The organism is Massilia haematophila, assembly GCF_042647645.1.
Lineage (GTDB): Bacteria > Pseudomonadota > Gammaproteobacteria > Burkholderiales > Burkholderiaceae_D > Telluria > Telluria haematophila.
In genome coordinates this window covers 2,354,496-2,372,359 of record NZ_JBHRVV010000001.1, presented here as the reverse complement: position 1 = coordinate 2,372,359, position 17,864 = coordinate 2,354,496, and the positions used below count along the sequence as shown (strand labels likewise).

The window sequence follows — 17,864 nt, the reverse complement described above, 5'->3', positions numbered from 1 at the left end:
CGATGAGCGGCTTGTAGGGTGGGTTCTTGAACCCACGCGGTAGAACATGTGAATCGCCGAGTCGCGACCGGCAGTTTTGTAGGGTGGGTTCTTGAACCCACCGTTGAGCGCCCGAATAATCGACCGCTTACGCCGCCAACCCCTCCAGCTGCTCCTGCAACTCCAGCCACTCGTTCTCCAGCGCCCCCAGGTCGCGCACGCAGAAGGCCTGGTCCGCGACCAGGTTCTTCAGCTCGTCCTTCTTGTCCGCCTCGTAGATCGCCGGCTCCAGCAGGCGCGCGTCGATCTCGGCCTTCTTCGCATTCAGCTTCGCCATCTGCTCTTCCAGGCGCTTGATGCGGTTCTCGATCGGCTTCTTCAGGGCCGCCATGCGCTGGCGCTCCTCGGCTTCCAGACGCTTCTGCTCCTTGCGGTCGACTGAAGAAAGAGCCGATGCTGCGGCCCCGGCTTGCGCCGGCGCCTTCGCATCTTTGGACACCGACGGCAGTACTTCCGTCCCCTTGCCCAGCTTGGTCTGGAACAGCCAGTCCTTGTAGTCGTCCAGGTCGCCGTCGAAGGGTTGCAGCTTGCCGTCGGCGACGATGATGAACTGGTCGGTGGTGGCACGCAGCAGGTGGCGGTCGTGCGAGACCACGACCAGCGTGCCCTCGAACTGGGCCAGGGCCAGCGTCAATGCCTCGCGCGTTTCTAAATCTAAGTGGTTCGTCGGTTCGTCCAGCAGCAGCAGGTTCGGACGCTGCCAGACGATCAGGGCCAGCGCCAGGCGCGCCTTTTCGCCGCCCGAGAAGGGCCGGATCGGGCTGGTCACCATGTCGCCCGGGAAGTTGAAGCCGCCCAGGAAGTTGCGCAGTTCCTGCTCGCGCGTGGTCGGCGCGATCTTTTGCAGGTGCCACAGCGGCGATTCGTCGTGGCGCAGCATCTCGACCTGGTGCTGGGCGAAGTAGCCGATTACCAGGCCCTTGCCGAGCGTCGCCGTGCCACTAAGGGGCGCCAGTTCGTTGGCGATCGTCTTGATCAGCGTCGATTTGCCGGCGCCGTTCACGCCCAGGAGGCCAATGCGCTGGCCGGTCTGCAGCGAGAAGTTCACGCGGTGCACGATCACCTTGCCGTCGACCTGGTCGCCATGCTGGTCGAGGATCGGGTAGCCGGCATCGACGTCTTCCATCACCAGCAGCGGGTTCGGGGCCGACAAGGGCTCGCGGAATTCGAAGGAGAACTCGGCGGCCGCGCGCAGCGGCGCCAGCTCCTCCATCTTCGCCAGCGCCTTCATGCGGCTCTGGGCCTGGCGCGCCTTGGTGGCTTTCGCCTTGAAGCGGTCCACGAACGATTGCAGGTGGGCGCGGGTGCGCTGCTGCTTCTCGTAGGCGGCCGCGGCCAGCACCAGGTGGGCGGCCCGCTGGCGCTCGAAGGCGGAGTAGTTGCCCGAGTAGCGTTTCAGCTTCTGCTCGTCGATGTGGACCACGACGTTGACGATCTCGTCGAGGAAGTCGCGGTCGTGCGAGATGATGATCAGGGTACCTGTGTAGCGCTTGAGCCAGTCCTCGAGCCAGATGATGGCGTCCAGGTCCAGGTGGTTCGTCGGTTCGTCCAGCAGCAGCAGGTCGGACGGGCACATCAGCGCCTGGGCCAGGTTCAGGCGCATGCGCCAGCCGCCCGAGAAGCTCTTCACCGGCTGCTGCATCTGGTCGAGCGAGAAACCCAGGCCCAGCAGCAGCTGTTCGCCGCGCGACTGCACGGTGTAGGCGTCGGCATCCGCCAGCGCGCTGTGCACCTCGCCCAGCGCCATGCCGTGCGCGGCCTGGTCCGGATGGGCTTCCAGCCGTTCGAGTTCGGCCTGCAGGCGGCGCAGGTTGATGTCGCCGTCGATCGCATAGTCCAGCGCCGGCCGGTCGAGCGCCGGCGTTTCCTGCGCCACGTAGGCCATGCGCCACTTGGCGGGGAAATCGATCTCGCCCTGGTCGGCGTGCAGTTCGCCGCGCAGCATGGCGAACAGGCTGGATTTGCCGGCGCCGTTGGCGCCGATCAGGCCGATCTTGTCGCCGGGGTTCAGGGTGAGGTCGGCGCTCTCGAGCAGCGGCTTGGTGCCGCGCATCAGGCTGACGTTCTGGAAACGGATCATTGTCGTTAAAGCCTTGGGGTACGTAGGGTGGGCAGGTCCTCTGCCCACGCGTTCAAATCATGCCAGCGTTGCGCATACGCCTTGAACGCGAGAGGTGACGCACGGTGGACGCCCGCGGTGCGCAGCGTCCGCCATGCCATCATTGTGCTTGCAGCTGTTCGGCGGTCAGCAGGAACACGGCGTCGTCGCCCGCGCTCGTGGTCAGCCAGGTCAGGCCCAGGTGGCCGAAGGCGGCTTCGGCGAATTCGACCTCGTTGCCGATCTCGACCACCAGCACGCCTTCCGGCGTCAGGCGTTCGGCGGCGCCGGCGACGATCTTGCGCACCAGGTCCATGCCGTCCTCGCCGCCGTGCAGGGCGATCTGCGGCTCGCGCAGGTATTCCGGCGGCAGCTTGGCCATCGACGACGCGTTCACGTACGGAGGATTGGTGACGATCAGGTCGTACTTCTTGAACGGTACGTTCTGGTACAGGTCGGACTCGATCGGGTTCACGCGGCCTTCCAGTTTGTACTCGCGGATGTTGCGCTCGGCCACGGCCAGCGCGTCCTTCGAGATGTCGACCGCATCGACCACCGCGTTCGGGAAGGCGTCGGCCATCATGATCGCCAGGCAGCCGGAACCGGTGCACAGCTCGAGCACGTTCTCGACAGCCTCGCTGTCGCTGACCCAGGGGCTGAAGCGGTCAGGGATCAGCTCGGCGATGAAGGAACGCGGCACCAGCACGCGCTCGTCGACGTAGAACTCGTAGCTGCCGAGCCAGGCCTGATTCGTGATGTAGGCGGCCGGCACGCGCTCGGTCGCGCGGCGCTCGATGACGGACAGTACCTGCAGCACTTCCTCGGGCAGCAGCTTGGCGTCGAGGAAGGGATCGAGCCGGTCGAGCGGCAGCTTGAGGGTGTGCAGCACCAGGTAGGCGGCTTCGTCGAAGGCCTCGGCGCTGCCGTGGCCGAAGAACAGCTTGGCGGCGTTGAAGCGGGAGACGGCGTAGCGCAGCAGGTCGCGCGGGGTGCTGAAGGTCGTGGTGGTCATGGCTTGTTCTTTCTTTAGGCGGCCAGCAGTCCAGGGGCAAGCAAGGTCTCCAGCGTGCGGCGGTAGACGTTCTTCAAGGGATCGACGAAGCGCAGTTCGACGTGCTCGTCGATCTTGTGGATGCTGGCGTTGGGTGGGCCGAATTCTATCACCTGGGGGCAGATGCGGGCGATGAAGCGCCCGTCGGAGGTGCCGCCGGTGGTCGACAGCTCGGTCGTCACGCCGGTCTCGTCGTGGATCGCCTTGCAGACCGCGTCCGACAGCGTGCCCTTCGGCGTCAGGAAGGGCAGGCCGGACAGCGTCCACGCCAGGTCATACTCGAGGCAATGGCGGTCGAGGATCGCGTGCACCCGCGCTTCCAGGCCCTCGGCGGTCGACGCCGTCGAGAAGCGGAAGTTGAAGTCGATCGTCATGTGGCCCGGAATGACGTTGGTGGCGCCGGTGCCGGAGTGGATGTTCGAGATCTGCCAGCTGGTCGGCGCGTAGTATTCATTGCCTTCGTCCCAGACCTCGGCCGCCAGTTCCGCCAGCGCCGGCGCGGCCTGGTGGATCGGGTTGCGCGCCAGGTGCGGGTAGGCGATGTGGCCCTGCACGCCCTTGATGACGAGGTGGCCCGAGAGCGAGCCGCGGCGGCCGTTCTTGATCATGTCGCCCAGGATGTGGCTCGAGGTCGGCTCGCCGACGATGCAGTAGTCGAGCGTCTCGCCGCGTTCCTCGAGGATGTCGCAGACCACCACGGTGCCGTCCACGGCCGGGCCTTCCTCGTCGCTGGTGATGAGGAAGGCGATCGAGCCCTTGTGGTCGGGATGGCTGGCCACGAACTCCTCGCAGGCGACGACCATGGCCGCGATCGAGGTCTTCATGTCGGCCGCGCCGCGCCCGTACAGCTTGCCGTCGCGGACGGTCGGCGTGAACGGATTCGAGCCCCATTGCTCGACCGGGCCGGTCGGCACCACGTCGGTATGGCCGGCGAACACCAGCACCGGGGATTCCGTGCCCTTGCGCGCCCACAGGTTGGTCACGCCGTTCGAGGCGATGGTCTCGCAGCGGAAACCCAGGGGCTCCAGCAGCTCGGCCAGGCGCTGCTGGCAGCCCTTGTCGTGCGGCGTGATCGAATCCAGCGCGATCAGCTCCTGCGCCAGGTCGAGGGTGCGCGAGGGCTTGGCGATCATGCTGCCTCCGCGAACAGGCGGGCGTACTGGTCGGCGGAGAAGCCGACATTCAGGGGACCGGCGCCTTCGAGCACCGGGCGCTTGATGACGGACGGATTCTCCAGCATCAGCTCCAGGGCCGCGGCCTTGTCGGTAATGGCTGCCTTGCGCTCGTCCGGAAGGTTACGCCAGGTCATCCCCTTGCGGTTGACCAGCACCTCCCAGTCCAGCTGCTCGAGCCAGCCAACCGCGAGTTCGCGGCTCAGCCCCTGCTTCTTGAAGTCGTGGAACTCGAAGTCGTGGCCGTGCTCGGCCAGCCAGGTGCGTGCTTTCTTGACGGTGTCGCAGTTGGGGATTCCGTAGAGGGTCTTTTTCATTGGCGTAATTAGTGCGTGGCAAGACTAGCTTGCGGTAAAGCGGTGGTTCGGGAAGCGGCGAGAATAGCACAGGCCGGGGAGGGCTGTTTGGTTGATATTCTTGGGAAATTTCTGTGCGACGTGGCTGCGTGAATGGTGGGCACGGGGCGCCCAACCTACGAATACGCCGCAGCTGTAGGGTAGGCGCCCCGTGCCCACCTGTAGGCCGATCAGGCAATACAGTTCAGCCGTTGAGCGTGAACTCGGTAAACGTCGGCGCCGCCGGCTCGTCCGGCTTGTTCTGCTCCTCAGCCCCCTTGGCCGGCCCATTGTTCATCAGCCACAGCAGGTTGGTCGCCGAATCGGCATTCGCCAGCGCCTCTTCCTGCGTCACCAGCCCGGCCTGCACCAGCGCCAGCAGCGCCGCTTCGAACGACTGCGAACCCGGCGACAGGCTCTTGTCCATCGCTTCCTTGATCTGCGAGAGTTCGCCTTTTTCGATCAGGTCGGCGATATAGCGGGTATTCAGCATGACTTCGACCGCCGGCTGGCGCGTGCCGCCGGCCGCTGCGCGCACCAGGCGCTGCGAGACGATGGCCCTGGTGGCCGAGGCCAAATCCTGCAGCAGGGCGGGGCGGTTCTCGATCGGATAAAAACTGATGATGCGGTTCAGGGCGTTGTAGCTGTTGTTCGCGTGCAGGGTGGCAACCACCAGGTGGCCGGACTGGGCGTAGGCCAGCGCCGCGGTCATGGTCTCGCGGTCGCGGATCTCGCCGATCAGGATCACGTCCGGCGCCTGGCGCAGCGAATTGCGCAGGGCGATCTCGAAGCCGAGGGCATCGCTGCCGATCTCGCGCTGGTTGACGATCGATTTCTTGTTCTTGAATAGGTACTCGATCGGGTCTTCCAGGGTCAGGATGTGGCCGGTGCGGTGCTCGTTGCGGTAGTCGAGCATCGAGGCGATCGTGGTCGACTTGCCCGATCCCGTGGCGCCGACCACCAGCAGCAGGCCGCGCTTTTCCATGATCAGTTCGGACAGCACGGGCGGCAGGCCCAGTTCGCCCAGCGGCGGAATGCTTGCCGGTACGAAGCGGAACACGGCCGAGATGCTGCCGCGCTGGCGGAAGGCCGAGAGGCGGAAGCGCCCCAGGTTGGGCACCGAAATGCCCATGTTCAGCTCGTTGTTGCGGTCCAGTTCTTCCAGCTGTTTCGGCGTCGTCACTTCCGACAGCAGCGAGCGGATGTTGTCGGGATCAAGCTTGTGCTGGTTGATCGGGATGAGGTTTCCGTTGATCTTGATGTGGACGGGCGAATTCACCGCGAAGAACATGTCCGAAGCGTTCTTTTCCTTCATCAACTGGAACAGGCGTTCCACCATCATGGCTATCGATCCTTTGCTTCGCGGTAAATAAACGGTGCAAGGATTCTAACCCACTGCACCACGCTTGGGCCAACAGGCGCAGGCGCTCAGGACGCGCCGTCGCGCCAGCGCGCCAGCGCCTGGCGGCCGCTGTCCAGGGTCGGCAACAGGACCAGGTCGGCGATCGGCGCCAGGCCGGCGATGCCGGCGCCGCCGGCCCAGAGCGCCACCTGCGGCGGCAGCAGCGCACGCAGCTCCTGCAGCGATGCGGCCAGTTGCCGGCGCGGGTAGGCGGCGGAAAACGACAGGGCGACGATGTCGGCCCCGTGCATGGCGGCGGCGCGCAGGATGCTCGGCAGGGGCGTGTCGGTGCCGAGCGACATGCAGCTGGCGTCGTCCAGCGCGAGCAAGGCTTCGGCCATCATCAGCCCCAGCCCGTGGGTTTCGCCCGCCAGGGTGGTCAAGAGGATCTTCGGCGCGCGTCCGGCGGCGGGCAGCGCGCCGATGGCCTGGCGCAGGACGCGCGTCATGACCTCGGTATAGAAATGTTCGTCGGCGACGTCGAAACGGCCGCCTTCCCAGCCGGTGCCGACCGCCGCGGTCAGGGGCGCCGCGATGGCCTCGACAAAGCGGTCCAGCCCCTGGCGCACCAGGTGCTGTTGCAGCGCATCCTGCAAGGCCGCGGGATCGCGCTCGAGCGTGGCCAGCAACTCGTCGAGCGGCGCGCGATCCTGTCCGTCGGGCCGGTCCTGCCGGTCCGGGGCCGGCGGGCGCGCCAGCAGCGCGGCCAGCTGCGCGGCCGGGAGTTGCGCCAGGCGGCCCGGCCGCAAGCCCTGGTCCATCAGGCGCTTCATCAGGCGCAGGCGCTCGACCTGCTCGCGCGGGTAGCAGCGCTCGCCGTTGGCGTCGCGTTCCGGCGCCGGGAAGCCGTAGCGCTTTTCCCAGACGCGCAGGACGTCCTTCGACAGCCGGGTCTCGCGCTCGACCGCGGCGATGCTGAGGGGAGAGGGGGTGTTCATGATGGCAGGCATTCTAACCGCCGCGCTCCCGCCGCGGGAAGCCGCATTCGCCGCGCCGCGGGCCTCATGCGATGGTCCAGTCGGTCGCCTTGCCCATGGCATTGCAGGGCAGCCGGGCGCCGAGCGTCAGCGCCCGCGGGCGCTCTGCGGCCGGCAGCCGGGCGTCGATCCAGGCGCGCAGGCGCTCGACGAGCGCGCGGTCCTCGACGTTCCCGGCGCGCGGCACGATGAAGGCCTTCAGGCGGATGCCTTCGTCGGGCCGCATCAGGCGCACCGCGGCGTCGAGCACCTCGGGGTGTTCGAGCAGCACCTCGCGTACCTGCGACGGAAAGACGTTCACGCCGCCGACCTGGACCGCGCCGTCGCAGCGCGCGCCGACGGCGAATTCGCGTTCGCCGCGCCAGGAGAGGGTGTCCTGGGCGGCCAGCGTTTCGGCGCCGCCACCGGGAAGGCTGCGCAGCAGCGTGCTGCCGTCCTGGCCGCCGCGTGCCAGGTAGGGAAACAGGCGGTAGTCGTCGCGGTGCGAGCGGCGCCAGCCCAGCCCGCCGGTCTCGGAAGAACCGTAGACCTGGAACAGCGCGGCCAGTCCCTGCCCGGTCGCCGCGGCGCAGACGCTGTCCGGGCAAGGCGCGGTCGAGCTGACGCCGACGACATCGTCCCGGAAGCGCTCGCCCGCGGCCACGGCCGCCTGCCAGAACTGGGGATGGGCGATCACCAGGTCGCCCGGCATCGCCAGGTGCGCGAGCTGGGACGGCAGGCGGGCGCGGATGCCGAGCACCGCGTCCGGCGCCAGGCCGAGGTGGCGCGGCAGCAGCTGGGTGAACAGGAAGCCGAAGATATGGTGGCTGGGGACCGCGGCCAGCACGCGGCGCCGGTCCGGGAACAGGGCGGCAAGCGCCGTTGCCTCCTGCTCCAGCTTGTCCAGCGCGTGCAGGCAGCGCTTGGGCTGGCCGGTGCTGCCGGAGGTGCTGAAGACCATGTCGGCGTCGCGGTGCCGCAGCGCCAGCGTGGCGATATCGGCCCAGTCGCCCAAGGTACGGCGCGCCAGCAGGTAGTCTTCGATGCCGCTGTGGTGCATCTGCAGCGCCGCGGACAGGGCGCCGGCGACGTGCATGAACTCGAGCGAATCGAGACCGAGGTCGTGTTCCAGCGACAGCGATTCGTCCCAGGCGCGTGCCTGGAGCAGGGGATCGTGGCGCAATGCCGCCAGTTCGGAGGCCACCAGGTCGCCGATGAAGCGGACCAGGGCGGGCCGCGCCGTCCACCACGGCGCAGGGAGCGTAGCCGGGCCGTGCATGGTCTTACAGGCGCTTGACGAAGATCCAGAAGGTGCCGTCGCTGATCGCCTTCTTCATGTGGATCTTCACCTTGGTCGGGTTCATCTTGTAGTCGAACACGTATTCGAACATGGTGTTCAGGGTATTGGTGCGCACGCCGGCGTCGAACACGCCCTTGAACTTCGAGGTGTTGGTGCAGGGCGCGACGTCACGGAAGAAATTGCTGCCGATGACGGAGGCGGCATTGCGTCCGGTGATCTGCGCCTCGGCCTCGTTGTAGCGCAGGATCTTGCCCTGCGCGTCGAGCTGGATCGCGCCGAAGGCCAGGTCATCGATCTGCTTGGCCGACATGGCCGACAGCTTGTTGTCGATGTCGTCTTTTCCGAATGCGATCACGGTCATGTTTGCGGTCATGCTGTTCCTCCAAGATGGTTGGCTAGTTTGTCTAGGACAAACAGAATTATACGTTACTTTATAGAAATAAAAAGTGTCTTTATGAAATTTTGTCCTGGACAATGAAGCTGGACGGACGCAGGGGCGAGCATGAGGCACGCGGTGCGCATCGGGGGCAAGATGGGGAAGCGGAAGGGAAGGAGGCGCCGGCCTGCAGGAAACAGGCCGGCGGGGGGCGGGCCAGCTTGCGTGGCCCGGATGCGGCGCGTGGTGCGCCGCCTGGAATCAGATGCCGCGCAGCAGCTCGTTGATGCCGGTCTTGGCGCGGGTCTTGGCATCGACCTGCTTGACGATCACAGCGCAGTACAGGCTGTACTTGCCGTCGGCGGAGGGCAGCGAACCCGAGACCACGACCGAGCCGGCCGGCACGCGGCCGTAGGTGACTTCGCCGGTTTCGCGGTTGTAGATCTTGGTCGACTGGCCGATGTACACGCCCATCGAGATCACCGAGTTCTCTTCGACGATCACGCCTTCGACGATTTCCGAACGGGCGCCGATGAAGCAGTTGTCTTCGATGATGGTCGGATTCGCCTGCATCGGTTCCAGCACGCCGCCGATGCCGACGCCGCCCGACAGGTGGACGTTCTTGCCGATCTGGGCGCAGGAGCCGACGGTGGCCCAGGTGTCGACCATGGTGCCTTCGTCGACGTAGGCGCCGATGTTCACGTAGGACGGCATCAGGACCACGTTCTTGCCGATAAAGGAGCCGCGGCGCGCGACGGCCGGCGGCACCACGCGAAAGCCGCCCTTGGCGAAGTCGTCGGCGGTGTAGTCGGCGAACTTGGTCGGGACCTTGTCGTAGAACTGCATGCCCGAACCGCCTTCGATCGGGGTGTTGTTCTCGAGGCGGAACGACAGCAGCACGGCCTTCTTGATCCACTGGTTGACGATCCATTCGCCGCCTTCCTTCTGCGCCACGCGCAGGGTGCCCGCGTCGAGGCCGGCCAGCACGTCGGCCACGGCGTTGCGCACGTCGGCCGGAGCGGTCGATGGGCTGAAGTCCGCGCGCTGTTCCCACGCGGTGTCGATGATGTTCTGGAGTTGTTGGGTCATGATGGGTAATCTCTTTATCAGGAAGCTGCGCGCAGGGACTGGCAGAACTGGACGATACGCGTGGCCGCTTCCAGCCCTTCGTCGACGCCCGCCACCAGCGCCATGCGGATGCGGTTGCGGCCCGGATTGGTCCCGTGCGCGTCGCGCGCGAGATAACTGCCGGGCAGAACCGTCACATTATATTCGGCGTAGAGACGGCGTGCGAACTCGGTGTCGGAAAGGCCGGTGCGCCGCACGTCGGCCCACAGGTAGAAGCCGGCGTCGGGCAGCTCGACGTCGAGCACCTCGCGCAGCATCGGCGTGATCAGCTTGAACTTTTCCTTGTACAGCGTGCGGTTGTCCTGCACGTGGGCTTCGTCGTTCCAGGCCGCGATCGAGGCCGCCTGCACCGGCGGCGACATGGCGCCGCCGCAGTAGGTGCGGTAGAGCAGGAATTTCTTCATCACCTGCGGGTCGCCCGCGACGAAGCCCGAGCGCATGCCCGGCACGTTCGAGCGCTTCGACAGGCTGGAGAACACGATCAGGTTCTGGTACGGACGGTTGCCTGCGCTGCGTCCGAGCTGGTGCGCTGCCTCCAGCGCGCCCAGCGGCGGCGTCGAGCCGCTGTAGATTTCGGAATAGCATTCGTCGGCGGCGATCACGAAGCCGTGGCGGTCGGACAGCTCGAACAGTTCGCGCCAGTCTTCCAGCGTCAGCACGGCGCCGGTCGGGTTGCCCGGCGAGCAGACGTAGAGCAGCTGCACGCGCGCCCAGACATCGATCGGCACGCTGCCGTAATCGCAGGCGAAGTTGCGCGCCGGGTCGGAGTTCACGAAATAAGGCGTGGCGCCGGCCAGGTAGGCGGCGCCTTCGTAGATCTGGTAGAACGGGTTCGGGCACAGCACCAGCGCATCGGGGCGGCCGGCGTCGATCGCCGCATGGGCGATCGCGAACAGCGCCTCGCGCGAGCCGTTCACCGGCAACACCATGGTGGCCGGGTCCAGCGCGGGAATCGCGTAGCGGCGCTCCAGCCAGCCGGCGATCGCCGCGCGCAGCGGCTCGCTGCCGACCGTGCTGGGGTAGCTGGACAGGCCGGCGATCGCATGGGTGAGCGCCTTTTCGATGAAGGCCGGCGTCGGGTGCTTCGGCTCGCCGATGCCGAGGCTGATCGGCGCATAGTCAGCGTGCGGCGTCACGCCGGCGAACAGTTCGCGCAGCTTTTCGAACGGGTAGGGGTGGAGTTTTTCGAGATGTGGATTCACGACGGGTCCGTGGGCGCTTTTGCAGAAATGGATTTTCGATTATAGCGCCGGCCCGCCGATGCCGTTGCTACCATCCGAATGTTCACTTGCAGTAAGATTGACTACCGAATCAAGGAGCGAAACGACCGTGCCGATCAACACCATGCGGCGCCTTACCGGCCACCAGCGCAGCGCGGCGGCGAATCGCCAGCTGGGCCTCGTGCTGGCGTTTGTCGCCGGCGCGATCAACGCAGGCGGCCTGCTCGCGGTCGGCCAATACACCTCGCACGTGACCGGCATGGTCTCGTCGGTGGCCGACAACCTGGTGCTGGGCCGGCAGGACCTGGTGCCGGCGGTGCTGGCGGCGGTCGCGGCCTTCGCGCTGGGCGCGGCCAGCACCGCGCTGATGGTCAACTTCGCGCGCCGGCGCCGGCTCTACAGCGAATATGCGCTGCCGCTGCTGGTCGAGGCGGTCCTGCTGCTGGCCTTCGGCGTGCTCGGCGCGCGCGTGGCGGCGCCGGCGCTGCCGTTCACGGTCGGTCTGCTGTGCTACATCATGGGCTTGCAGAACGCCCTGGTGACCAAGCTCTCCCACGCCGAGATCCGCACCACCCACATGACCGGCATCGTCACCGACATCGGCATCGAACTCGGAAAGCTCGTGTACCCGAACCGCGACCGCGGCCAGGCGCCGGTGCTCGCCAACCGGCGCCGCCTGGCGCTGCTGTGCGCGCTGCTGGGCGCCTTCCTGGCCGGCGGCCTGGCCGGCGCGCTCGGCTTCAACTACGTCGGCTACCTGTCGACGCTGCCGCTGGCCGCGCTGCTGTGCGCGCTGGCGATCGTGCCGGCCTTCGACGACCTGGCGCGCTCGTTTGCCGGCGGACGGACGAAAGGCTAGGCGGCGCGTTCGCGCCAGGCGCCAGGATTCAGTCCCGACCATTCCTTGAACGCGTGGGTGAAGGCGCTCTGCTCCTGGTAGCCGAGCAGGAAGGCGATGTCGGCCAGCGACAGGCCCGGCTGGCGCAGGTAATCCTGCGCCAGCGCGAAACGCGCGCCGTCGAGCACGGCCTGGTAGCTGGCGCCGGCCTCGCTCAGCTTGCGCTGCAGGGTGCGCGGCGACAGCCCCAGTTCCTCGGCGATGGCGGGCAGGCGCACCCGGTCCTGGGCCAGGTTGCGGATGATGGCCGCGCGCACCTGGTCGACGATGGCTGCTTGGCTCGCGGTGCGCTGGCTGAGCAGGCGCTCGGCGTGCTGCTGCAGCACCGGATACATCCCGACGTCGGCGTTCGGCACCGGCAGGGCGAGCAGGGCGGCGTCGAACTGCGCGGTATTCGCCGGCGCCCCGAAGCGCGGCCGGCCGCCGAACACACGCTGGTACTCGTCCATGGGAGCGTCGCTCGCGTGCATGAATTCGACCTGCGCCGGCGGCAACTGGCCGCCGGCGAGCCAGCGCCCGAAAGTCTGGATGCCGGCGAAGACGCTCTCCACCAGGTGGCGGCTGGCCTGCGGGTAGTGGCTGATCCATGCATAGCGCGCCAGTTCGCCCTTGACCCCGACCTCGATCTGCGAGCGCCCGAGTTCGTGCGCCAGCGCCTCGTAGCGCATGGTCTGTTCCAGTGCCTGGCGCAGGTCGCGGCAGGCCAGCAGCACCAGGCCGTAGACGCTGTAGGTGCCCAGCTTCACGCATTCGCCGACGTGCAGGCCGAAGTGCGGATCGTTCGCGAGCAGCGCGCCGGCTTCCAGCAGTGTCACGTAGTCGGTGGCGGGCAGGGAATCGGGCAGCGGGCTGACGCTGGCGAGCGGCAGGCCCGCGCCGCGCGCCAGGGCGTCAGGCGTCACGCCACGGGCGGTTGCCGCGTCGAGCAGGGGCTGCAGGTAGGAGCCGGTGACGCGCCGCGGCGAGTCTGGAAGCGGCTCTAGCGCCGGTGCTGGCGCGATCGAACAAGGCTTTGTCATAAAGGAGCAATACGCGCTCGGGGTTCTCGCTTACGCTGATAGAAATATCGACAACAAGTATAAGGGGAATCCCGCATGAGGCGATGGAATGGCTGGGGGGAAGAGACGGTCGAGGTGGCGCTGAACGAGCAGGCGCTGGCCTTCCTGGAAGCGCGCATCGGCAAGGGCACGCCGCCGCGCGACGCCGGCTTCGACCAGGCCTGCGCTTCGCTTCCCGCGAGCCGCCTGCCTGCACATCCCCTGGTCGATACCTCGACGGCTATCCGCGCCCTGCATGCGCTGGGCCAGAGCCTGCCCGACTGGCTGCGCCTGCGCCACGGCTGCCTCGGCCTCGTGCCCGACGGCGTCGCCTTCCCCGAGAGCGCCGAGCAGGTGCGCGCGCTGCTGGAATACGCGCAGGCTGTTGGTGCGGCCGTGATTCCCTACGGCGGCGGCACCAGCGTCGCCGGCCACGTCAACGTGGCCGACGCGGCGCGCCCGGCGCTGTGCATCGACATGCGGCGCATGCGCTCGCTCCTCGCCCTGGACCGCGAAGCGCAACTGGCCACCTTCGGCGCCGGCGTCACCGGCCCCGACCTGGAAGCGCAACTGCGCGCCCACGGCTACACGCTCGGCCACTTCCCGCAGTCCTTCGAATACTCCACCCTCGGCGGCTGGGTCGTGACGCGCTCCTCGGGCCAGCAGTCGCTGCGCTACGGCCGCATCGAACAGCTGTTCGCGGGCGGGCGAGTCGAGACGCCAGCCGGCACGCTCGAGATCCCGACCTTTCCCGCATCGAGCGCCGGCGTCGACCTGCGCGAGATGGTGCTCGGCTCGGAAGGGCGCCTGGGCATCCTGACCGAAGCGACGGTGCGGGTGACGCGCCTGCCCGAACACGAGGCCTTCCACGCCGTGTTCTTCCCCGACTGGGAGCGCGCCGAACGGGCGGTGCGCGCGCTGGCCCAGGCGAAGCTGCCGCTGTCGATGCTGCGCCTGTCGAACGCGCCGGAGACCACGACCATGCTGGCGCTGGCCGGCCATGCGCGCCAGGTCGGCCTGCTGGAGCGTTACCTGGCCTGACGCGGCTGCGGCGCCAGCAAATGCATGCTGATGATCGGCGCCAGCGGCGCGCCCGGCCAGGCGAAGCCAAGCATGCGCGCGGCGCTGGGCATTGCGCGTGCTGAGAACGGCGTGCACGTCGGCCGCGCCCTGGGCGAACGCTGGCGCCAGGGACGCTTTCGCAACGTCTACCTGCGCAATACGGCCTGGCGCCATGGCTATGCGATCGACACCGTGGAAACCGCGGTCGACTGGCCGGGCGTGGCGCGCATGGTGGGCGCAGTCGAGGCGGCGGCAAGCGACGCTTTCGTGGCGCACGGCGAGCGCGTGCATGTCTATACCCACCTGTCCCATCTCTATCCGCAGGGCGCCAGCGTGTACTCGACCTTCGTATACCGACTGGCCGGGGATTTCGAGACGGACCTGGCGCGCTGGCGCGATCTGAAGCGCGCGGTGTCGGAAGCGATCGTCGCCGGTGGGGGCACCATCAGCCACCAGCACGGCGTGGGCCTGGATCACGCGCCCTGGCTGGCGGCGGAGAAGGGGGAACTGGGGCTGAATGCGATGCGTGCACTGTTCCGCCAGTTCGACCCCAGCGGCTGCATGAACCCCGGCAAGCTGGTGCTGCCGTGAGCGCGCTCTGGCCCCGCGGCTGGCGCGCCGCGCTGCCCGAAATGCTGCAACGCGAATGGGATCTGCTGGTGATCGGCGGCGGCATCACCGGCGCCGGCATCCTGCTCGAAGCATCGCGCCGCGGCCTGCGCGCCCTGCTGGTCGAGCAGCGCGACTTCGCCTGGGGCACCTCCAGCCGCTCGTCGAAGCTGGTGCACGGAGGCCTGCGCTACCTGGCCCAGGGCCACGTCCGGCTCACGCGCGAGGCGGTGCGCGAACGCGAGGCCTTGCTGCGCGCCGCGCCCGGCCTGGTCGAGCCGCAGCGCTTCGCCTTTCCCGACTACGGCGCCAGCCGCCGCAAGCGCCGCACCATGCTCGCCGGGCTGGCCCTGTACGACCTGTTCGCCGGCCGGCGCGAACGGCACTGGATCGATGCCACCGACTTCGCGCTGCTGGCGCCGAACGTCGCGCGCGCGGATCTTTCCGGCGGCATGGTCTACACGGATGCCAAGACCGACGACGCCCGCCTGGTGCTGCGCACCCTGGCCGAGGCGCGCCGCCATGGCGGCGTCGCGGTCAATTACATGAGCGTGCGCTCGCTGGTCCACACCGGCGGCAGGGTGGCGGGCGCCGTGCTGCGCGACGACGCCGGCGCGCAGGCCGTGCACGAGCTCCACGCGCGCTTGGTGGTCGACGCCAGCGGCGCCTGGGCCGGGCAGCTCTCGGCGAACGGGCCGCGCCTGCGCCCGCTGCGCGGCAGCCACCTGGTGCTGCCGGCCTGGCGCCTGCCGCTGGCGCAGGCGGTCAGCCTGATGCATCCCGTCGATGGCCGTCCGGTGTTCGCTTTTCCCTGGGAGGGCGCGACCCTGGTCGGCACCACCGACGTCGACCACCGCGAAGGCCTGGCGAGCGAGGCCGCGATCACGCGCGCCGAACTCGACTACCTGCTGGCCGCGCTGCGCGCGCAGTTCCCGCAACTGGACCTGGGCGAAGCGGACGTCCTCGCCACCTATGCCGGCGTGCGTCCCGTGGTCGATAGCGGGCCAAGCGACGCGCCTTCCAAGGCCGGGCGCGAGCACGCGGTCTGGTGCGGCGCCGGCCTGGTGGGCGTCGCCGGCGGCAAGCTGACCACCTTTCGCGCCATCGCCCTCGACGTGCTGCGCCAGGCGCGGCGCCAGCTGCCGGGCTGGCAGGATGAGCTCGCACCCGTCCCGATTTACGAGCAGGTCGCCTTGCCGCGCGCGCCGCGGCGCATGCCGGCGCCGCTGCTGCGCCGCCTGGCCGGACGCCATGGCGCCCAGGCGCAGGCCCTGGTCGACGCCGCTGGCGCCGGCGAGCTGGAGACGATTCCCGGCACCGAGACCCTGTGGGCCGAGCTGCGCTGGGCCGCCCGCGCGGAAGGCGTGGAGCAACTCGACGACCTGCTGCTGCGCCGCACCCGCATCGGCCTGCTGCTGCGCGGCGGCGGCCTGGAGCACGCCGAACGCATCCGCGCCATCTGCCAGGGGGAACTCGGTTGGGACGACGCCCGCTGGGACCACGAGCAGGCGGCGTACGCCGCGCTCATCGCCCGTCACTATGGCTTGCCCGGACAGGAGCGACCATGAAGATTGAACCGACCATCCTCGCCATCGACAACGGCACCCAGAGCGTGCGCGCGCTGCTATTCGACCTGCGCGGGAACATCGTCGCCAAGTGCCAGGTGCCGCTCGAAGCCTATTTCTCGTCCCAGCCCGGCTGGGCCGAGCACGAGCCGGAGGATTACTGGCAGGCCGTGTGTCGCGCCTGCCAGGGCCTGTGGAGCCAGCCCGGCGTCGATCGCGCGGTGGTGCAGGCGGTTGCGGTGACGACCCAGCGCGGCACGGTGGTCAACCTGGGACGCGACGGCAAGCCGTTGCGCCCGGCCATCACCTGGCTCGACCAGCGCCGCACCGACCAGGTGCCGCCGATCGGCCCGTTCTGGCGCGCCGCCTTCAAGCTGGCGCGGGTCGACGGCACCATCGATTATTTTCGCGGCGAGGCCGAGATTAACTGGATCCGCGCCCACCAGCCCGAGGTCTGGGAGGCGACCGACAAGTTCCTGCTGCTGTCGGGCTACCTGAACTGGCGCCTGTGCGGCCGCTTCGCCGATTCCAGCGGTTCGCAGGTGGCTTATCTACCGTTCGACTACCGGCGCCACCGCTGGGCTAACCGGCGCGACTGGAAATGGCAGGCGCTTGCGGTGGAAGCGCGCATGCTGCCGGAACTGGTCGCGCCCGGTACGCAGCTCGGCACGGTCGAGGGCGCGGCGGCCGACGCCACCGGCATCCCGCCCGGTACGCCCCTGTTCGCGGCGGCCGCCGACAAGGCCTGCGAAGTGCTGGGCGCCGGCTGCAACGAGCCCCACGTCGGGTGCTTAAGCTACGGCACCACGGCCACCATCAACACCACCAGCCGCCGCTACGTCGAGGTCACGCCTTTCGTCCCGCCTTACCCGGCCGCGATTCCCGGCGCCTACAGCACCGAGGTGCAGGTATTTCGCGGCTACTGGATGGTCAACTGGTTCAAGGATCAGTTCGGCCACCACGAACAGATGCGCGCGCTGCTGGAAGACGTGGCGCCCGAGGCCTTGTTCGACCAGCTGGCGCAGTCGGTGCCGCCCGGCTCCATGGGCCTGATGCTGCAGCCCTACTGGACGCCGGGTATCCGCGTGCCCGGACGCGAGGCGAAGGGCGCGATCGTCGGCTTCGGCGACGTCCACACCCGCGCCCACGTGTACCGCGCGATCCTGGAAGGGCTGGCATATGCGCTGCGCGAAGGGAAGGAGCGCATCGAGAAGAGGAGCGGCGTGCGCATTACCGAGCTGCGCGTCTCCGGCGGCGGCTCGCAGAGCGACGTCGCGATGCAGCTGACCGCCGACATCTTCGGCCTGCCGACCGCGCGCCCGCACGTGTACGAGACCTCGGGCCTGGGTGCGGCCATCAACGCCGCCGTCGGCCTGGGGCTGTATCCGGACTTTGCCGCCGCGGTGGCGGGCATGACCCGTGTCGGGCGGGTGTTCGAGCCGGTCGCCGCCAACCGGGCGGTCTACGACCGGCTGTACAAGGAGGTTTATCGCAGGATGTATCGGAGGTTGCAGCCGCTGTATCGGGACATTGCGGCCATTACGGGGTATCCGCGCGTGGCGTGAGGGGCTGAAAAGCGCTATGCCAAAGGTTTGGGGGCGCCAGCGACTATGACT

Annotated in this window: 14 protein-coding genes and 1 pseudogene; 4 read left to right on the top strand and 11 right to left on the bottom strand. The window is 68.3% G+C overall.

Annotated features, from left to right (window positions below; translation table 11 throughout):
* Positions 1-127: 127 nt before the first annotated feature.
* From ACFOPH_RS10540 to dapC, 10 genes are all read right to left on the bottom strand, one after another.
* A complete protein-coding gene (locus ACFOPH_RS10540) occupies positions 128-2,119 on the bottom strand; it encodes an ATP-binding cassette domain-containing protein (protein WP_312550627.1) in 1,992 nt (663 codons plus the stop codon).
* A 139-nt stretch (positions 2,120-2,258) separates the two neighbouring features.
* The gene (gene prmB / locus ACFOPH_RS10535) at positions 2,259-3,149 is read right to left on the bottom strand and encodes a 50S ribosomal protein L3 N(5)-glutamine methyltransferase (RefSeq protein WP_312550628.1); all 891 of its coding nucleotides are present in this window, start codon (positions 3,147-3,149) and stop codon (positions 2,259-2,261) included.
* A 14-nt stretch (positions 3,150-3,163) separates the two neighbouring features.
* Positions 3,164-4,321 (bottom strand): succinyl-diaminopimelate desuccinylase, encoded by a 1,158-nt coding sequence (dapE, locus tag ACFOPH_RS10530; RefSeq protein ID WP_379735142.1) that lies wholly within the window; start codon positions 4,319-4,321, stop codon positions 3,164-3,166.
* Entirely contained in the window at positions 4,318-4,677 is a 360-nt protein-coding gene (locus tag ACFOPH_RS10525; RefSeq protein ID WP_379735140.1) for an ArsC family reductase, read from the bottom strand. The genes dapE and ACFOPH_RS10525 overlap by 4 nt, the downstream gene beginning before the upstream one ends.
* A 223-nt stretch (positions 4,678-4,900) precedes the next feature.
* Positions 4,901-6,043: a PilT/PilU family type 4a pilus ATPase gene (locus ACFOPH_RS10520; RefSeq protein WP_449288636.1), complete on the bottom strand. Its 1,143-nt coding sequence runs from the start codon at positions 6,041-6,043 to the stop codon at positions 4,901-4,903.
* Between the two features lie 80 nt (positions 6,044-6,123).
* The gene (locus ACFOPH_RS10515) at positions 6,124-7,035 is read right to left on the bottom strand and encodes a MerR family transcriptional regulator (protein WP_379735136.1); all 912 of its coding nucleotides are present in this window, start codon (positions 7,033-7,035) and stop codon (positions 6,124-6,126) included.
* Positions 7,036-7,099: 64 nt separating this feature from the next.
* Positions 7,100-8,332 carry an AMP-binding protein gene (locus ACFOPH_RS10510; protein ID WP_379735134.1) on the bottom strand — a complete coding sequence of 411 codons (1,233 nt, stop codon included), beginning with the start codon at positions 8,330-8,332 and terminating at the stop codon, positions 7,100-7,102.
* Between the two features lie 4 nt (positions 8,333-8,336).
* Positions 8,337-8,726, bottom strand: coding sequence for a photoactive yellow protein (pyp, locus tag ACFOPH_RS10505; RefSeq protein ID WP_312552023.1), 390 nt, complete (start codon positions 8,724-8,726; stop codon positions 8,337-8,339).
* Positions 8,727-8,990: 264 nt separating this feature from the next.
* Complete coding sequence (dapD, locus tag ACFOPH_RS10500) at positions 8,991-9,818, bottom strand: 2,3,4,5-tetrahydropyridine-2,6-dicarboxylate N-succinyltransferase (RefSeq protein ID WP_379735132.1); 828 nt, start codon at positions 9,816-9,818, stop codon at positions 8,991-8,993.
* Between the two features lie 17 nt (positions 9,819-9,835).
* Positions 9,836-11,059, bottom strand: coding sequence for a succinyldiaminopimelate transaminase (dapC, locus tag ACFOPH_RS10495; RefSeq protein ID WP_379735130.1), 1,224 nt, complete (start codon positions 11,057-11,059; stop codon positions 9,836-9,838).
* Between the two features lie 127 nt (positions 11,060-11,186).
* On the opposite strand from dapC, the gene ACFOPH_RS10490 reads away from it, so the two are divergent.
* Positions 11,187-11,936 carry a YoaK family protein gene (locus ACFOPH_RS10490; protein WP_379737901.1) on the top strand — a complete coding sequence of 250 codons (750 nt, stop codon included), beginning with the start codon at positions 11,187-11,189 and terminating at the stop codon, positions 11,934-11,936.
* Here ACFOPH_RS10490 and ACFOPH_RS10485 read toward each other — a convergent pair.
* Positions 11,933-12,994 carry an AraC family transcriptional regulator gene (locus tag ACFOPH_RS10485; RefSeq protein WP_379735128.1) on the bottom strand — a complete coding sequence of 354 codons (1,062 nt, stop codon included), beginning with the start codon at positions 12,992-12,994 and terminating at the stop codon, positions 11,933-11,935. The genes ACFOPH_RS10490 and ACFOPH_RS10485 overlap by 4 nt on opposite strands.
* Positions 12,995-13,069: 75 nt before the next feature.
* Here ACFOPH_RS10485 and ACFOPH_RS10480 point away from each other — a divergent pair.
* From ACFOPH_RS10480 to ACFOPH_RS10470, 3 genes and pseudogenes are all read left to right on the top strand, one after another.
* Positions 13,070-14,665: pseudogene (locus tag ACFOPH_RS10480) on the top strand (FAD-binding oxidoreductase).
* A 41-nt stretch (positions 14,666-14,706) separates the two neighbouring features.
* Positions 14,707-16,251 carry a glycerol-3-phosphate dehydrogenase/oxidase gene (locus ACFOPH_RS10475; RefSeq protein ID WP_379737899.1) on the top strand — a complete coding sequence of 515 codons (1,545 nt, stop codon included), beginning with the start codon at positions 14,707-14,709 and terminating at the stop codon, positions 16,249-16,251.
* Positions 16,248-17,813: an FGGY-family carbohydrate kinase gene (locus tag ACFOPH_RS10470; RefSeq protein WP_379735126.1), complete on the top strand. Its 1,566-nt coding sequence runs from the start codon at positions 16,248-16,250 to the stop codon at positions 17,811-17,813. The genes ACFOPH_RS10475 and ACFOPH_RS10470 overlap by 4 nt, the downstream gene beginning before the upstream one ends.
* Positions 17,814-17,864 lie beyond the last annotated feature (51 nt).

Coding starts and splice junctions, on each gene's coding strand:
- ACFOPH_RS10540 (WP_312550627.1), bottom strand. CDS start 2,119: ATGATCCGTTTCCAGAACGTCAGCCTGATGCGCGGCACCAAGCCGCTG.
- prmB (WP_312550628.1), bottom strand. CDS start 3,149: ATGACCACCACGACCTTCAGCACCCCGCGCGACCTGCTGCGCTACGCC.
- dapE (WP_379735142.1), bottom strand. CDS start 4,321: ATGATCGCCAAGCCCTCGCGCACCCTCGACCTGGCGCAGGAGCTGATC.
- ACFOPH_RS10525 (WP_379735140.1), bottom strand. CDS start 4,677: ATGAAAAAGACCCTCTACGGAATCCCCAACTGCGACACCGTCAAGAAA.
- ACFOPH_RS10515 (WP_379735136.1), bottom strand. CDS start 7,035: ATGAACACCCCCTCTCCCCTCAGCATCGCCGCGGTCGAGCGCGAGACC.
- ACFOPH_RS10510 (WP_379735134.1), bottom strand. CDS start 8,332: ATGCACGGCCCGGCTACGCTCCCTGCGCCGTGGTGGACGGCGCGGCCC.
- pyp (WP_312552023.1), bottom strand. CDS start 8,726: ATGACCGCAAACATGACCGTGATCGCATTCGGAAAAGACGACATCGAC.
- dapD (WP_379735132.1), bottom strand. CDS start 9,818: ATGACCCAACAACTCCAGAACATCATCGACACCGCGTGGGAACAGCGC.
- ACFOPH_RS10485 (WP_379735128.1), bottom strand. CDS start 12,994: ATGACAAAGCCTTGTTCGATCGCGCCAGCACCGGCGCTAGAGCCGCTT.
- ACFOPH_RS10475 (WP_379737899.1), top strand. CDS start 14,707: ATGCTGCAACGCGAATGGGATCTGCTGGTGATCGGCGGCGGCATCACC.
- ACFOPH_RS10470 (WP_379735126.1), top strand. CDS start 16,248: ATGAAGATTGAACCGACCATCCTCGCCATCGACAACGGCACCCAGAGC.